General features: G+C 55.4%; 14 protein-coding genes. 10 read left to right on the top strand and 4 right to left on the bottom strand.

Annotation, left to right across the window (positions count from 1 at the left end; genetic code table 11):
- Positions 1 to 4 precede the first annotated feature (4 nt).
- The 7 genes from ACOTXR_RS14245 to uspE all read left to right on the top strand — a co-directional run bounded on the left by ACOTXR_RS14245 (position 5) and on the right by uspE (position 7,179).
- The gene (locus ACOTXR_RS14245; protein ID WP_023337205.1) at positions 5 to 1,315 is read left to right on the top strand and encodes a M20 family metallo-hydrolase; all 1,311 of its coding nucleotides are present in this window, start codon (positions 5 to 7) and stop codon (positions 1,313 to 1,315) included.
- A complete protein-coding gene (locus ACOTXR_RS14240; protein WP_078310482.1) occupies positions 1,315 to 2,760 on the top strand; it encodes a M20 family metallopeptidase in 1,446 nt (481 codons plus the stop codon). The genes ACOTXR_RS14245 and ACOTXR_RS14240 overlap by 1 nt, the downstream gene beginning before the upstream one ends.
- Positions 2,761 to 2,801: 41 nt before the next feature.
- Positions 2,802 to 4,328, top strand: a complete 1,527-nt coding sequence (gene abgT / locus ACOTXR_RS14235; protein WP_041163050.1) for a p-aminobenzoyl-glutamate transporter — start codon at positions 2,802 to 2,804, stop codon at positions 4,326 to 4,328.
- A gap of 10 nt (positions 4,329 to 4,338) precedes the next feature.
- The gene (ogt, locus tag ACOTXR_RS14230; RefSeq protein ID WP_014883605.1) at positions 4,339 to 4,854 is read left to right on the top strand and encodes a methylated-DNA--[protein]-cysteine S-methyltransferase; all 516 of its coding nucleotides are present in this window, start codon (positions 4,339 to 4,341) and stop codon (positions 4,852 to 4,854) included.
- Between the two features lie 183 nt (positions 4,855 to 5,037).
- Positions 5,038 to 5,790: a fumarate/nitrate reduction transcriptional regulator Fnr gene (gene fnr, locus ACOTXR_RS14225; protein ID WP_006174991.1), complete on the top strand. Its 753-nt coding sequence runs from the start codon at positions 5,038 to 5,040 to the stop codon at positions 5,788 to 5,790.
- 146 nt (positions 5,791 to 5,936) lie between these two features.
- Positions 5,937 to 6,119 carry a hypothetical protein gene (locus ACOTXR_RS14220; protein WP_014883604.1) on the top strand — a complete coding sequence of 61 codons (183 nt, stop codon included), beginning with the start codon at positions 5,937 to 5,939 and terminating at the stop codon, positions 6,117 to 6,119.
- 109 nt (positions 6,120 to 6,228) lie between these two features.
- The gene (uspE, locus tag ACOTXR_RS14215) at positions 6,229 to 7,179 is read left to right on the top strand and encodes a universal stress protein UspE (RefSeq protein WP_014883603.1); all 951 of its coding nucleotides are present in this window, start codon (positions 6,229 to 6,231) and stop codon (positions 7,177 to 7,179) included.
- A 40-nt stretch (positions 7,180 to 7,219) separates the two neighbouring features.
- Here the strand turns inward: uspE and ACOTXR_RS14210 are convergent, their stop codons facing one another.
- From ACOTXR_RS14210 to pntA, 3 genes are all read right to left on the bottom strand, one after another.
- Positions 7,220 to 8,329: a mechanosensitive ion channel family protein gene (locus tag ACOTXR_RS14210; RefSeq protein ID WP_045269495.1), complete on the bottom strand. Its 1,110-nt coding sequence runs from the start codon at positions 8,327 to 8,329 to the stop codon at positions 7,220 to 7,222.
- A gap of 107 nt (positions 8,330 to 8,436) precedes the next feature.
- Positions 8,437 to 9,825, bottom strand: coding sequence for a Re/Si-specific NAD(P)(+) transhydrogenase subunit beta (gene pntB / locus ACOTXR_RS14205; protein ID WP_014883601.1), 1,389 nt, complete (start codon positions 9,823 to 9,825; stop codon positions 8,437 to 8,439).
- Positions 9,826 to 9,835: 10 nt separating this feature from the next.
- The gene (pntA, locus tag ACOTXR_RS14200; protein WP_023330268.1) at positions 9,836 to 11,365 is read right to left on the bottom strand and encodes a Re/Si-specific NAD(P)(+) transhydrogenase subunit alpha; all 1,530 of its coding nucleotides are present in this window, start codon (positions 11,363 to 11,365) and stop codon (positions 9,836 to 9,838) included.
- Between the two features lie 535 nt (positions 11,366 to 11,900).
- Between pntA and ydgH the strand changes: the two genes are divergently transcribed.
- The 3 genes from ydgH to folM all read left to right on the top strand — a co-directional run bounded on the left by ydgH (position 11,901) and on the right by folM (position 15,176).
- Positions 11,901 to 12,845: a DUF1471 family protein YdgH gene (ydgH, locus tag ACOTXR_RS14195; protein ID WP_014883599.1), complete on the top strand. Its 945-nt coding sequence runs from the start codon at positions 11,901 to 11,903 to the stop codon at positions 12,843 to 12,845.
- A 185-nt stretch (positions 12,846 to 13,030) separates the two neighbouring features.
- Complete coding sequence (locus ACOTXR_RS14190; protein ID WP_023330267.1) at positions 13,031 to 14,413, top strand: amino acid permease; 1,383 nt, start codon at positions 13,031 to 13,033, stop codon at positions 14,411 to 14,413.
- Between the two features lie 40 nt (positions 14,414 to 14,453).
- Complete coding sequence (folM, locus tag ACOTXR_RS14185) at positions 14,454 to 15,176, top strand: dihydromonapterin reductase (RefSeq protein ID WP_014883597.1); 723 nt, start codon at positions 14,454 to 14,456, stop codon at positions 15,174 to 15,176.
- Here folM and ACOTXR_RS14180 read toward each other — a convergent pair.
- Entirely contained in the window at positions 15,173 to 15,508 is a 336-nt protein-coding gene (locus tag ACOTXR_RS14180) for a GlpM family protein (protein WP_014883596.1), read from the bottom strand. The genes folM and ACOTXR_RS14180 overlap by 4 nt on opposite strands.
- Positions 15,509 to 15,551: the final 43 nt, after the last annotated feature.

Raw genomic sequence — 15,551 nt, 5'->3', positions numbered from 1 at the left:
AGATATGGACACACTGGCGCAGTACATCCAGACATTAACGCCGCAGCTGAGCGCGTGGCGTCGCGATTTTCACCATTTTGCGGAATCCGGCTGGGTAGAGTTTAGAACTGCAGCGAAAGTCGCTGAAATTCTTGATTCGCTGGGGTACGAACTGGCGATGGGGCGTGATGTGGTGGATGCCGAAAGCCGAATGGGATTGCCCGATGACGCAACGCTGGCGCGAGAATTTGCCCGAGCGCGTGCGCAAGGCGCCCCCGAAAAATGGCTGGCACCGTTTGAAGGCGGATTTACCGGCATTGTGGCGACCCTTAAGACCGGCCGTCCGGGGCCAACCCTGGCGTTTCGCGTAGACATGGATGCCCTTGATTTAAGCGAAGCGCAGGACAACAGCCATCGCCCGTTCCGCGACGGTTTTGCCTCCTGCAACCCGGGAATGATGCACGCCTGCGCGCATGACGGCCATACCACCATTGGTCTGGGACTGGCGCAGGTGCTTAAGCAGAATGAAGCGCAGCTCAGCGGCACCATCAGGCTCATCTTTCAGCCTGCCGAAGAAGGGACGCGCGGCGCACGCGCTATGGTTGCCGCCGGGGCGCTGGATGGCGTGGACTATTTTACTGCCATCCATATCGGTACCGGCGTGCCTGCCGGAACGGCGATCTGCGGCAGCGATAACTTTATGGCGACCACCAAGTTCGACGTGAGTTTTACGGGCGTTGCCGCACACGCAGGCGGAAAACCGGAGGACGGGCGAAACGCCCTGCTCGCCGCCGCGCAGGCCGCTCTCGCCTTACACAGCATCGCACCGCACAGTGAAGGGGCTTCCCGCGTCAACGTCGGGGTCATGCAGGCCGGAAGCGGCCGCAACGTGGTGCCCGCGAATGCGCTCATCAAAGTGGAAACCCGCGGGGAAAGCGAAGCCATAAATCAGTATGTCTTTGAACGCGCGCAGGCCGTCATTACCGGGGCGGCCGCACTCTACGGCGTGAAGGCGGAGATGCGTTTGATGGGGGCCGCCACCTCCAGCGCGCCCACACCGGCCTGGGTTGATTATCTGCGCGAACAGGCGAGCCAGGTTTCCGGCATTGATCGCGCTATCGATAAGGTCAAAGCCCCCGCCGGCTCCGAAGACGCCACGCTGATGATGGCCCGCGTGCAGCAAAACGGCGGCATGGCGTCGTATATGGTATTCGGCACGGATTTGAGCGCCGGCCATCACAACGAAAAATTCGACTTCGATGAACAGGTTATGGCTATCGCCATCGAAACGCTGGCGCGGACTGCGCTCAATTTTCCCTGGACGCGAGGTGTGTAATGCAGGAGAACTACGCTTTTATTGCCGATGCCATCGATACGCGATGTCAGACGCTAACCGATATAGCCGATGCCATCTGGGATCACCCTGAAACCCGCTTTGAAGAATTTTGGTCCGCCGAACGACTCGCTGGCGCGCTGGAAGCCGAAGGCTTTACGTTGACTCGCGAGGCTGGCGGTATTCCAAACGCTTTTATTGCGAGCTACGGCAGTGGGAAACCGGTTATCGCCCTGCTCGGTGAATACGATGCGCTGGCCGGGCTAAGCCAGCAGGCGCATTGTGCAACCGCGCAATCCGCCACGCCGGGAGCGAATGGTCACGGCTGCGGGCATAACCTCCTGGGCACCGCGGCGCTGGCCGGTGCGGTGGCGGTAAAAAGCTGGCTTGAACAGCATGGCGGTAGCGGAACGGTGCGTTTTTACGGCTGCCCCGGGGAAGAAGGCGGCTCCGGCAAAACCTTTATGGTGCGGGAAGGACTGTTTGATGACGTCGATGCCGCCGTCACCTGGCACCCGGAAGCCTTTGCCGGCATGTTTAACGTCAGCACCCTGGCCAATATTCAGGCCGCCTGGCGTTTTCACGGCGTGGCGGCGCATGCGGCCAACTCCCCTCATCTGGGACGCAGCGCGCTGGATGCCGTGACGCTGATGACGACCGGCACCAACTTCCTTAATGAACACATCATTGAGAAAGCACGTGTCCATTACGCCATCACCGATACCGGCGGGATTTCGCCCAACGTGGTGCAGGCCCAGGCCGAAGTGCTGTACCTGATCCGCGCCCCGGAGATGGCCGATGCGCAGCAGATCTACGAACGCATTGAGAAAATCGCGCAGGGCGCGGCAATGATGACCGAAACCACCGTGGAGTGTCGCTTTGATAAAGCTTGCTCCAGCTACCTGCCGAACCGCACGCTTGAGGCGGCAATGTACCGGGCGTTACAACACTACGGCACGCCGGCGTGGACTGCCGAAGAGCGCGACTTTGCCCATGAGATCCGCGCCACGCTCACGCCCAACGACCTGCAGAACAGCCTCAAAAATATAGCCGCCACGGGCGGAGACGCCGGTAAAGCCTTTGCCCGCCATCATCAGGAGACACTCCTGGTGGATGAGATTGCGCCCTATGCCATTACCGACAACGTGCTGGCGGGTTCAACGGATGTGGGTGACGTCAGCTGGAAAATGCCGGTCGCCCAGTGCTTCAGCCCCTGCTTTACCGTGGGAACGCCGCTGCATACCTGGCAACTGGTGGCACAGGGGCGAACCTCCATTGCTCACAAAGGCATGCTGCTGGCCGGGAAAGTCATGGGCGCCACGGCACTGAATCTGCTGCAGGATGCAGCCCTGCTAAAAAAATGTCGTGAAGAGTTCGAACAACAAATACAAGAAAAACCGTACGTGTGTCCGATCCCACAGGGCGTGACACCGTCACCTTTAAAATAAAAAAACACAACACAACAACACAACACTCCCGAGGAACGCCCATGAGTATGTCATCCATACCTTCGCATTCCCCATCCGGTAAGCTCTATGGCTGGGTTGAAAGGATCGGCAATAAAGTGCCACACCCTTTCCTGCTGTTTATCTATCTGATTGTCATTTTGATGGTTGCCACCGCCGTGCTCTCCGCCTTTGACGTGAGCGTGCGAAGTCCGGCGGATGGCAGCCTGGTGGCGGTGAAAAACCTGCTCAGCGTTGACGGGCTGCACTGGTTTTTACCTAACGTCATCAAAAACTTCAGCGGCTTCGCCCCGCTGGGCGCCATTCTGGCACTGGTATTAGGGGCCGGGCTGGCAGAGCGCGTGGGTTTGCTGCCTGCATTGATGGTAAAAATGGCATCCCACGTCAGCGCACGTTACGCCAGCTATATGGTGCTGTTTATCGCCTTCTTCAGCCATATCTCCTCCGACGCCGCGCTGGTGATCATGCCGCCAATGGGGGCGTTGATCTTCCTCGCCGTCGGGCGGCACCCGGTGGCGGGCCTGCTGTCGGCAATTGCGGGTGTCGGCTGCGGATTTACCGCCAACCTGCTGATTGTCACCACTGACGTATTGCTCTCGGGCATCAGCACGGAGGCGGCGAAAACCATTGACGCAGCAATGCACGTCAGCGTAATCGACAACTGGTACTTTATGGCCAGCTCAGTGATTGTTCTGACGATTGTCGGCGGGCTGATTACCGACAAGATCATCGAGCCGCGTCTGGGCAAATGGGAAGGCCGTAGCGATGAAACGCTGGAGACGCTGAGCAAAGAGCAGAAATTCGGCCTGCGCGTGGCCGGTATTGTCTCGCTGGTATTCATCGCCATGGTCGCGCTGATGGTGGTGCCGGAAAACGGTATTCTGCGCGATCCGGTTAAACATACCGTCCTGCCCTCGCCGTTTATACAGGGTATTGTGCCGCTGATCATTCTCTTCTTCTTTGTCGTTTCGCTCGCTTATGGTATCGCCACCGGCAAAATTCGCCGTCAGGGCGATCTGCCGCAGCTGATGATCGAACCGATGAAAGAGATGGCGGGTTTTATCGTCATGGTGTTCCCGCTGGCGCAGTTTGTGGCGATGTTTAACTGGAGCAACATGGGCAAGTTTATGGCCGTGGGCCTGACCGACGCGCTGGAAGCTGCCGGATTAAGCGGCGTACCGGCGTTTGTCGGCCTGGCGCTATTGTCGTCCCTGCTGTGCATGTTCATCGCCAGCGGCTCCGCCATCTGGTCGATTCTGGCCCCGATCTTCGTGCCGATGTTTATGATGTTGGGCTTCCATCCGGCGTTTGCGCAGATCCTGTTCCGCATCGCCGATTCGTCAGTGATCCCGCTTGCACCGGTTTCGCCGTTTGTCCCGCTGTTTTTAGGCTTTCTGCAGCGCTATAAACCCGAGGCAAAACTCGGTACCTACTATTCGCTGGTTTTGCCCTACCCGCTTATCTTTTTAGGGGTATGGCTGGTGATGCTGGTGGCATGGTATCTTGTCGGCCTGCCGATTGGGCCGGGGATCTACCCGAGGCTGAACTAAAGGAATGAGGATGCTGAGATTACTCGAAGATAAAATTGCGACGCCGCTTGGGCCGCTGTGGGTGATCGCGGACGAGCAGTCTTGTCTGCGCGCCGTTGAATGGGAAGAGCACAGCGACCGCATGGAAGAGCTGCTGAACATTCATTATCGGGCGCAAGGTTTCGAACGTATCCGCGCCACCAATCCGGGTGGGCTGAGCGATAAGCTTGCGGCGTACTTCGAGGGCGATCTCAGCATCATCGATACACTCCCCACCGCCACGGCTGGCACCCCTTTCCAGCGTGAAGTGTGGCAGGCGCTGCGGGCCATTCCCTGCGGGCAGGTCATGCATTACGGCCAGCTCGCGGAGCAGCTGGGCCGCGCAGGCGCCGCGCGTGCGGTGGGGGCCGCCAATGGCTCTAATCCCGTTAGCATTGTCGTTCCCTGCCATCGCGTCATCGGACGCAACGGTACCCTGACCGGCTATGCCGGTGGCGTGCAGCGCAAGGAGTGGTTGCTGCGTCACGAAGGATATCTTCTGCTGTAGATCCCAGGCTTTTTGTGCTTAATTTTCTACCGGTTAGGCTAAAAATCCATAATCAAGCTGTGGAATTTCAAGAAGATGGCGACACATTGCCGTCTCTTGTCCTTATTGATGGTTTGTCAGGCTTACGTACTTACCAAAAAGATGTTAAAATTGACCAATATCAATTAAGGCTTGAGCAAACCTATGATCCCGGAAAAGCGAATTATACGACGCATTCAGTCTGGCGGTTGTGCTATCCATTGCCAGGATTGCAGCATCAGCCAGCTCTGTATCCCGTTTACCCTGAATGAGCATGAACTCGATCAGCTTGATAATATCATCGAGCGCAAAAAGCCTATTCAGAAAGGGCAGACGCTGTTTAAAGCCGGAGACGAACTGAAATCGCTCTATGCTATCCGCTCTGGCACCATCAAGAGCTATACCATCACCGAACAGGGTGATGAGCAGATCACCGGCTTCCATCTGGCGGGTGACCTGGTGGGCTTTGATGCCATCGGCACAGGCCATCACCCGAGCTTTGCTCAGGCGCTTGAAACCTCTATGGTTTGCGAAATCCCGTTTGAAACGCTGGACGACCTGTCCGGTAAGATGCCTAACCTGCGTCAGCAGATGATGCGTCTGATGAGCGGTGAGATCAAAGGCGATCAGGACATGATTCTGCTGCTTTCTAAAAAGAATGCAGAAGAGCGCCTGGCCGCGTTTATCTACAACCTCTCCCGCCGTTTCGCCGAACGGGGTTTCTCGCCGCGCGAATTCCGGCTGACCATGACCCGTGGTGATATCGGTAACTACCTGGGCCTGACCGTGGAAACCATCAGCCGTCTGCTGGGTCGTTTCCAGAAAAGCGGGATGCTGGCCGTTAAGGGTAAATACATCACTATCGAAAACGGTGAAGCACTGGCCGTGCTTGCCGGTCATGCCCGCAACGTGGCATAACTCTCCGCATGTTGATCACCAGACTGATAAATTCACATGATTTATTAGTCTGGTATAATCACTTCCGCTTTAAGCCGTCTTCACCGTAGCACATCCCCACACAGCGCCTGAAAGGTTGTCGTTGAGGTTATGAATTGAGAGAAAGTTTGTTTTTCGTTTCAGTCGTGATTGCCTCAGTGACCTTTATCTTCATCTGGATCATGCTTGTCGGCCCAATGAAGGGGGAGGAAAAAACCTACGTGCAGGACTCCACGACGTTTGCAATAGCGGTGATGGTGCTGCTGTTTATTGCGTTTATCGCGGTGACAACCACGGTGCTTTTCCTCTGATAAATTTTCATGAATTATTGATCTGACAAAAGCTCTCCTCTGTTTCATTCAGGATATATAGGTTACTCTTTTACTTACAGACTGTGGTGACAGTAGTAAGGAGACCTGTATGGCCAAGTATCAAAACATGCTGGTAGCTATCGATCCTAATCAGGACGATCAGCCGGCATTACGACGTGCTGTGTATCTACATCAACGGATTGGCGGCAAAATCAAAGCGTTTTTGCCGATCTATGACTTCTCGTATGAGATGACCACCCTTCTGTCGCCTGACGAGCGCACCGCTATGCGTCAGGGCGTCATCAGTCAGCGTACCGCGTGGATCCGTGAACAGGCGAAGTATTACCTTGAAGCGGGGGTTCCTATTGATATCAAAGTGGTCTGGCATAACCGACCTTTTGAAGCCATTATCCAGGAAGTCGTTGCCGGTGGACACGACCTGCTGCTGAAGATGGCGCACCAGCACGACAAGCTGGAATCCGTGATCTTCACCCCAACCGACTGGCACTTGCTGCGTAAATGCCCTTGCCCGGTCTGGATGGTGAAAGACCAGCCGTGGCCGGAGGGCGGGAAAGCCGTAGTGGCGGTAAACCTCGCCAGCGAAGAGGATTATCATAATTCACTCAACGAGAAGCTGGTGAAGGAAACCATCCAGCTCGCTGACCAGGTCAATCACACTGAAGTGCATCTGGTGGGCGCCTATCCAGTCACCCCAATCAATATCGCCATTGAGTTGCCTGAATTTGACCCCAGCGTCTATAACGACGCCATTCGCGGCCAGCATTTGCTGGCCATGAAAGCGCTGCGCCAGAAGTTCAGCATTGATGAGAACATGACGCACGTAGAGAAAGGGCTGCCTGAAGAGGTGATCCCGGATTTAGCAGAACATTTGCAGGCCGGGATTGTGGTCCTGGGGACCATTGGCCGAACCGGTATTTCTGCCGCGTTCCTCGGCAATACCGCCGAACAGGTGATCGACCATCTGCGCTGTGACCTGCTGGTCATTAAGCCAGATGAGTTCCAGACGCCGATTGAGCTGGACGATCCGGAAGACGATTAATATAACCCTGTCAGCCCGCCGCTCCGGCGGGCTTTTTTTTTCAGCTCTCCATCACCGGCTTCGGCTGTTCACCCGCCTCATCCTGCATCCACGGCGCGTGCAATACCATGCTCGGCAGTGCCAGCTTAATCTCCTGAGCATTCAGCCCTTCAAGAATACGGATATTGATCTCCTGCTGGATATCCATGTATTTGTTGTAATCCGCGGTATTGACGATATGAACGACTTCAAACGTCAGACGGTCGCGGTCAAATCCGAGAAAATGGGCACGATCGAATTTTGTCTCACCCACATCGGTGATGATTTGCCTGACCATATCCCCCACGTAGCGCAGCTTATCGGGCGGCGTGTCGCTGGCCACGCCAAAGGTAAAGACGATACGACGTGTCTGCATACGTTTGTAGTTGTGGAGCGTTTGCTGGAGCAAAATGGCGTTGCCGCAGACGATCTGCTCCCCGCTCAGGCTGCGTATGCGGGTCGTTTTAAGGCCAATGTGCTCTACCGTCCCCGCCACGTCGTTGAACACCACAAAATCACCAATTTCAAACGGCTTATCAAAACCAATGGACAGGGAGGCAAACACGTCGCTCAGGATTGTTTGTACGGCGAGAGCGATGGCAATCCCCCCCACCCCAAGGCTGGCAACCAGAGCAGTGATGTTGACGCCCGCATTAGCAAGAATAGACAGCAGCATCACTGACCAGACAATGGCACGGAGAATAAGCCCCGTGATCACCAGCGTAACCGGGTTTTTATGACTTCCCGGTGCCAGCATGACGTGACGTAGCCACGACACAACGCCCTGATCCATCCACAGTGCCACCTGAATCGCGAAAACCAGGAACCAGGCATGGCTGACCGTGCCAAAAAGATGATCGGGTAAGTCAACAAAACGCAGGCTGAACAGAAGTGCTACGACAAAAAGCAGGATCCGACTCGTCCTGTTAAGCATATCGCTCAGGATAAAACGCATCCGGTTGGTGGTCGGGTGTTTGTCGCCCCAGGTGGTGATCCCTTTCTTAACGAACGCGATCAGGCGCGTCAGCAGCCAGTACACCAGCAGCGTGACAAAGACAACCGTGGCGACGCCTACCCAAAATGTCGGCGTCATCATCAACGCGATGATGTCGAAGCGGGACAGAAATTGCATTACACCTCCTCGTCTTACACAAAGGGTAAAGTATAGACAGAGGAGAAAAGCTGACCGCAGAAATAAGAAAACCGCCCCGAAGAGCGGTTTGTCAGGGTGAAGCGAAATTACAGTGCTTTCAGAATCGCATCCACGCTGGCTTTGGCGTCGCCAAACAGCATGTGGGTGTTCTCTTTGAAGAACAGCGGGTTCTGCACGCCAGCATAGCCGGTGTTCATGGAGCGTTTGAAGACAATTACGTTCTGCGCCTTCCATACTTCCAGAACCGGCATACCCGCGATTGGGCTGCGCGGATCGTCCTGCGCCGCCGGGTTAACGGTGTCGTTAGCGCCAATGACCAGCACGGTGTCGGTATCGGCGAAATCATCGTTGATCTCGTCCATCTCCAGCACGATGTCGTAAGGCACTTTCGCTTCCGCCAGCAGCACGTTCATGTGGCCTGGCAGACGTCCCGCCACCGGGTGAATACCAAAGCGAACCTTGATCCCACGCGCGCGCAGCTTCTCAGTAATTTCTGCGACCGGATACTGTGCCTGCGCCACCGCCATGCCATAGCCCGGGGTGATAATGACCGAGTGCGAGTTTTTCAGCATCTCTGCGGTATCTTCCGCGCTGATCTCACGGTGCTCACCCACTTCTTCATCAGAACCGGTAGAGGAGCCGTCAGAACCAAATCCCCCGGCGATAACGCTGATAAACGAACGGTTCATCGCCTTACACATGATGTAAGACAGGATCGCACCAGATGAACCCACCAGCGCACCGGTGACGATCAGCAGGTCGTTGCTCAGCATAAAGCCTGCCGCCGCCGCCGCCCAACCGGAGTAGGAGTTCAGCATGGAGACCACCACCGGCATATCCGCACCACCGATAGACGCCACCAGGTGCCAGCCAAATGCCAGCGCGATGAGGGTCATCACCAGTAATGCCAGCACCTGCAGGCCCACGCTTTCGGTACGCACGAAGATGACCATCAGTACAAACGATACTAACAGCGCCGCCAGGTTCAGCTTGTGACGGTTTGGCAGCATCAGCGGTTTAGACGAAATCTTACCGCGCAGTTTGCCGAACGCCACAATTGAGCCGGTGAAGGTCACCGCACCAATAAAGATGCCGAGGAACACTTCGGTCAGGTGAATGTTGACCAGAATCGGTTCCAGACCCGGTTCGTGATACAGGTAGCTGTTGAAGCCCACCAGCACGGCCGCCAGACCCACAAAGCTGTGCAGAATAGCAACCAGCTCCGGCATCTCGGTCATTTCAACGCGTTTCGCCAGGCGAATACCGATCGCGCCGCCGATAATCATCGCCACCAGGATCCACGCCACGTTGCCGGTGTCCGGCCCGAAGATGGTGGCGATCAGCGCAATCGCCATCCCGGCGATACCAAAGTTATTCCCCTGCTGAGACGTTTCGTGTTTGGAAAGCCCCGCCAGACTGAAAATAAACAGGATTGCAGCAACAATGTATGCGGCTGTGACTAATCCTCCAGACATATGCTACCCCTTAGCCTTTACGAAACATTTTCAGCATGCGCTGAGTCACGGTGAAACCACCGAAAATATTGATACTGGCGATCAGCACCGCAATAAAGCTCAGGAAGCTGATCCAGCCGCCGTGACCAATCTGCAGTAACGCCCCGACCACGATAATCCCGGAGATGGCGTTGGTTACCGACATCAGCGGCGTGTGCAACGCGTGGGAGACGTTCCACACCACGTAGTAACCGACCACGCAGGAGAGCGCGAAGACGGTAAAGTGGCCGAGGAACTCTTTCGGCGCGACGTCAGCCAGCCAGCCGAACAGGATAATGACCAGCGCCATGATGGCGTATTTACGCCATGGAGACGCCGGTTTAGCGGGTTCTTTTGGCTCTGGCGCCGCTTTCGGCGCGGCCTGAGGCTGAGCAGAAACCTGAATCGGCGGTGCCGGCCAGGTGATTTCACCATCACGGACAACGGTAACACCGCGCACCACGACATCGTCGAAATCAACGGTGACGTTTCCGTCTTTCTCTTTGCACAGCAGCTTCAGCAGGTTAACCAGGTTGGTGCCGTACAGCTGAGACGACTGCGTTGGCAGGCGGCCTGGCAGATCGGTATAGCCGATCACCTTCACGCCGTTGGCGGTGGTCGTCACCTGATTAGCAACGGTGTACTCACAGTTACCGCCGTTTTGCGCCGCCAGGTCGACAATCACGCTGCCCGGCTTCATGGAATCCACCATCTCACGGGTGATAAGCTTCGGCGCAGGTTTACCCGGAATCAGCGCGGTGGTCACAATAATGTCGACATCTTTCGCCTGAGCGGCGAAGAGTTCCATTTCGGCTTTGATAAAGGCTTCGGACATGACTTTCGCGTAACCGTCACCGCTGCCCGCTTCTTCCTTGAAGTCCAGCTCAAGGAATTCGGCTCCCATACTCTGGACCTGTTCCTTCACCTCCGGACGGGTATCAAATGCGCGCACGATAGCGCCGAGGCTGTTTGCCGCACCGATTGCGGCAAGCCCTGCCACACCCGCACCAATCACCATGACTTTTGCCGGAGGGACTTTCCCCGCCGCGGTGATCTGACCGGTAAAGAAGCGTCCAAATTCGTGAGCCGCTTCCACAATCGCGCGATAACCCGCAATGTTAGCCATGGAGCTTAAGGCATCCAGCGACTGCGCGCGCGAAATGCGCGGCACGGAGTCCATCGCCATCACGGTCACGCCACGTGCAGCCAGCTTCTCCATAAGCGCTGGATTTTGCGCAGGCCAGATGAAGCTCACCAGCGTGGTGCCCGGATTCAGGAGCGCAATCTCACTCTCTTCCGGTGCGTTAACCTTCAGAATAACCGGCGACTGCCAGACTTCAGCACCGTCCACCACTTCCGCACCCGCCTGGATAAAGGCCTCGTCATCGAAACTCGCCAGTTTGCCTGCGCCGCTTTCAACCGCGACGGTAAAACCCAGCTTAAGCAGTTGCTCCACCGTTTTCGGTGTTGCCGCTACGCGGGTTTCATTGGCTAACCGTTCTTTTGGTACCCCAATACGCATAGTTTTCCCTTCCATCGGTTTTTGATGATGGTTTGTCGATAAATGCCCGCGGTTTGTATCAATTTTCGCCATTCTCATAGCGATGAGAGATGATTAACCCCGGAAAATAAAACAGTAACAAACTGTCTATAACCTACTGAAAATAGCGCCCGTGATCTACCGTCAGAAAACACTATTTCTTACTTTATCTGTGAAAAATAAGCGATCGGCGTCACTGACAGTGATATTTACCTTAAATTCATCGCCAGAACCGATAAATAGCGCAAGCGAAGCGGTAAAAACATGATATAGCGCCATAAGAGAACAAGTTATTAACATTAAATTAACTTGTAAAAGTCATATGCTTTATCAGTTTTACTTGTCAAACGCCTGTTTTTTCAACATATCACTAAATGTTATCGAATTCGTTAATTCAGTGAGCACAGGCAGTGAAAAATGGCGCAGACAGCGACGGGTTTTAAATGCCATAATCGGGGCCGTCTCAAATTAACAACAATACCAGTACATGGTTTGCGCAAGGCGAAGGATTATTTTTATGAAGCTTAAGAACACACTCCTGGCGTCCGCACTTCTCTGTGCGACCGCCCTGTCTGCGAATGCCGCAACAGAGTTAACGCCAGAGCAAGCGGCAGCGTTAAAACCTTTTGACCATACGGTCATTGTGGGTCGTTATAATTCTATTGGCGATGCCGTCGCCGCCGCATCAAAAGCCGCTGATAAAAACGGGGCGGCCTCGTTTTACGTTGTTGACCAGTCTGATTATGGCAACAGCGGCAACCAGCGCGTAACCATTGCGCTGTATAAAGACAATGCGCCAAAAGCAGACGCACCGAAAAACCGTGTGATTAACGGTATCGTTGAGCTGCCAAAAGATCAGGCAATTGAGCTGGAACCGTACGACACCGTTACCGTTCAGGGCTTCTATCGCAGCCAGCCTGAAGTGAACGATGCCATCACCAAAGCCGCGAAAGAGAAAGGGGCCTACTCGTTCTATATCGTGCGCCAGGTGGATGCTAACCAGGGCGGCAACCAGCGTATTACCGCATTCATCTATAAAGAAGATGCGAAGAAACGCGTTCTGCAGAGCCCGGATGCCATCCCTGCTGACTCCGAAGCGGGTCGCGCGGCGATAGCGAAAGGCGGCGAAGAAGCGAAGAAAGTTGAAATTCCAGGCGTAGCGACGACTGCGGCGCCAAGCGCAGAAGTGGGCCGTTTCTTTGAAACGCAATCCACGAAAGGTGGCCGCTATTCCGTGACGCTGCCAGACGGCACCAAAATTGAAGAGCTGAACAAAGCCACTGCTGCACAGATGGTGCCGTTCGACAGCATCAAGTTTACCGGCAACTACGGCAACATGACGGAAGTCTCTTACCAGGTCGCGAAGCGTGCGGCGAAGAAAGGGGCGAAGTATTACCATATCACCCGCCAGTGGCAGGAACGTGGTAACAACGTGACCATCAGCGCCGATCTGTACAAGTAACAAAATCATTGACCAAAGGCGGCGCAATGCCGCCTTTTTTTGTTACTTTTTTCGAATTTCTGCCACACATCATTGCATGCTTTCGTGACACTCCGTAAAATCCCGCGCCTTAGTGTAATCCACCATTTTTATGCGCCGCAGCGAAATAATTATTCTGGATTGGGACTTTTCATAACAGGAAGCCAATGGAAAAGAAACTTGGCCTGAGTGCTCTGACTGCACTCGTTTTAAGCTCAATGCTGGGTGCGGGGGTATTCAGTTTGCCGCAGAACATGGCTGCCGTCGCAAGCCCCGCCGCGTTACTCATCGGCTGGGGGATTACCGGCGTCGGGATATTGCTGCTGGCGTTCGCCATGCTGCTGCTCACCCGCATTCGCCCCGATCTGGACGGCGGTATTTTCACCTATGCGCGTGAAGGATTTGGCGAGCTGATCGGCTTTTGCTCCGCCTGGGGCTACTGGCTGTGCGCGGTGATCGCCAACGTCTCCTATCTGGTGATCGTTTTCTCAGCGCTCAGCTTCTTTACCGATACGCCTGAACTGCGTCTGTTTGGTGACGGCAATACCTGGCAGTCAATTGTCGGTGCCTCGGTGCTGCTCTGGGTAGTTCACTGGCTGATTTTGCGCGGCGTCCAGACCGCCGCCAGCATCAACCTGGTGGCAACGCTGGCGAAACTGGTGCCGCTCGGCCTGTTTATCGTACTGGCCTTTATTGCATTTCGTCTTGATGTGTTTACGCTTGATTTCAGCGGCATTGCGCTGGGCGTTCCGGTCTGGGAGCAGGTGAAAAACACGATGCTGATCACCCTGTGGGTATTCATCGGCGTTGAGGGGGCAGTCGTGGTCTCTGCCCGCGCGCGTAACAAACGTGATGTGGGCCGTGCCACGCTGCTGGCCGTCCTGGCGGCGCTGGGCGTGTATCTGCTGGTCACGCTGCTGTCGCTGGGCGTGGTGGCGCGTCCTGAACTGGCCGAAATGCGTAACCCGTCAATGGCCGGGCTGATGGTGAAAATGCTTGGCCCGTGGGGTGACGTTGTGATTGCCGCGGGATTGATCGTCTCCGTCTGTGGCGCGTACCTGAGCTGGACCATCATGGCGGCTGAAGTGCCGTTCCTGGCCGCGACGCACAAAGCGTTTCCACGCCTGTTTGCCCGTCAAAACCAAAATAATGCCCCTTCAGCGTCTCTCTGGCTGACCAACATCAGCGTTCAGGTCTGTCTGGTGCTGATCTGGCTCACAGGTTCAGACTATAACACCCTGCTGACCATCGCCTCAGAGATGATTCTGGTACCCTATTTCTTAGTGGGCGCGTATTTGTTAAAAATCGCCACGCGTCCGGCGCATTATATCGTGGGTATCGGGGCCTGTATTTACGGTCTGTGGTTGTTGTATGCTTCCGGGCCTATGCATCTGCTGCTGTCGGTAGTGCTGTATGCGCCGGGTCTGCTGGTGTTTATCTACGCCCGCCGCACGCATCAGCTGGAGAACGCGCTGAGACGGCGTGAGATGGCCTTAATCGGACTGTTACTGGTTGCTGCCGTTCCGGCAACCTGGATGTTAATGGGATAGCCCTCGTCTTTCCCATTGTTGAACTGTAAAGGAGAATACGATGGGAAATACACCGCTTCGCCCAATACTGATCACCGGTGGAGGCCGCCGTATTGGCCTCGCCCTCGCCCATCATTTTCTCAACCTTCGCCATCCGGTCATTGTCAGTTACCGTACGGAATACCCGTCAATTGAGGGTTTACGCAAAGCCGGAGCCGTCTGTATTCAGGCCGATTTTTCCACTGATGAGGGCATTCTGGCCTTTGCGGAGAAGGTGAAAGCCACCACCACGGGGTTGCGCGCCGTGATCCATAACGCCAGCGCCTGGCGGGCCGAGAAACCCGGCACGTCACTCAGCGAAACGCTCTCCGCGATGCTGCAGATCCACGTCAATGCCCCTTATCTGCTTAACCACGCCCTGCAGGATCTGCTGCGTGGCCATGGTCATGCTGCGGGGGACATTATTCACTTCACCGACTATGTAGTGGAACGCGGCAGCGACAAGCACATCGCCTATGCGGCCAGTAAAGCCGCGCTGGATAACATGACGCGTTCGTTCGCCCGCAAGCTCGCGCCTGAGGTGAAGGTGAATGCCATCGCTCCGGCGATGATTTTATTTAATGAAAACGATGATGCGGAGTATCGCCAGCAGGCGCTCAATAAGTCGCTCATGAAAATAGCCCCAGGCGAGAAAGAGGTGATCGACCTTGTGGATTACCTGCTCACCAGTTGCTATGTCACCGGCAGAACCTTTGCCGTGGACGGCGGCCGCCCGTTACGCTAGTGAAAGCGGCTCCAGAAGAAAATTAACACCCAGGCGCTGAGCCCCCAGCAAACCACTGCCCCGCCCAGCGCCAGGGGAAGCCGTAGAAAACCGGTGAAATACCATAACGAAAGCAGGTAGAGAAAATAGGGGATGATAGACCACATACCAAACACAATGGTGGTGCGTAGCGCCTCGGTTCCCCTTTCAGACGCCACAATATAATGGGCAATAAGCGCAAAGGTCGGGAACAGCGGGATCAGCCCGGCAATATAGTAGTTTTTGGTTTTTGCCAGAATGCCTATCAGTAACACCACCAGCGCTCCCAGCGCCGCTTTGATCACCAGCCCCATACCTTTTCCTATAACAATCAAATAACAATATGAGCCAGAATAA

Origin of the sequence: Enterobacter cloacae complex sp. IR53030 (genome assembly GCF_049238365.1) — a bacterium.
In the GTDB taxonomy this organism is placed as follows: Bacteria; Pseudomonadota; Gammaproteobacteria; order Enterobacterales; family Enterobacteriaceae; genus Enterobacter; species Enterobacter kobei.
The sequence above is the reverse complement of the archived record's forward strand: the minus strand, read 5'-3'. Positions and strand labels throughout refer to the sequence as shown.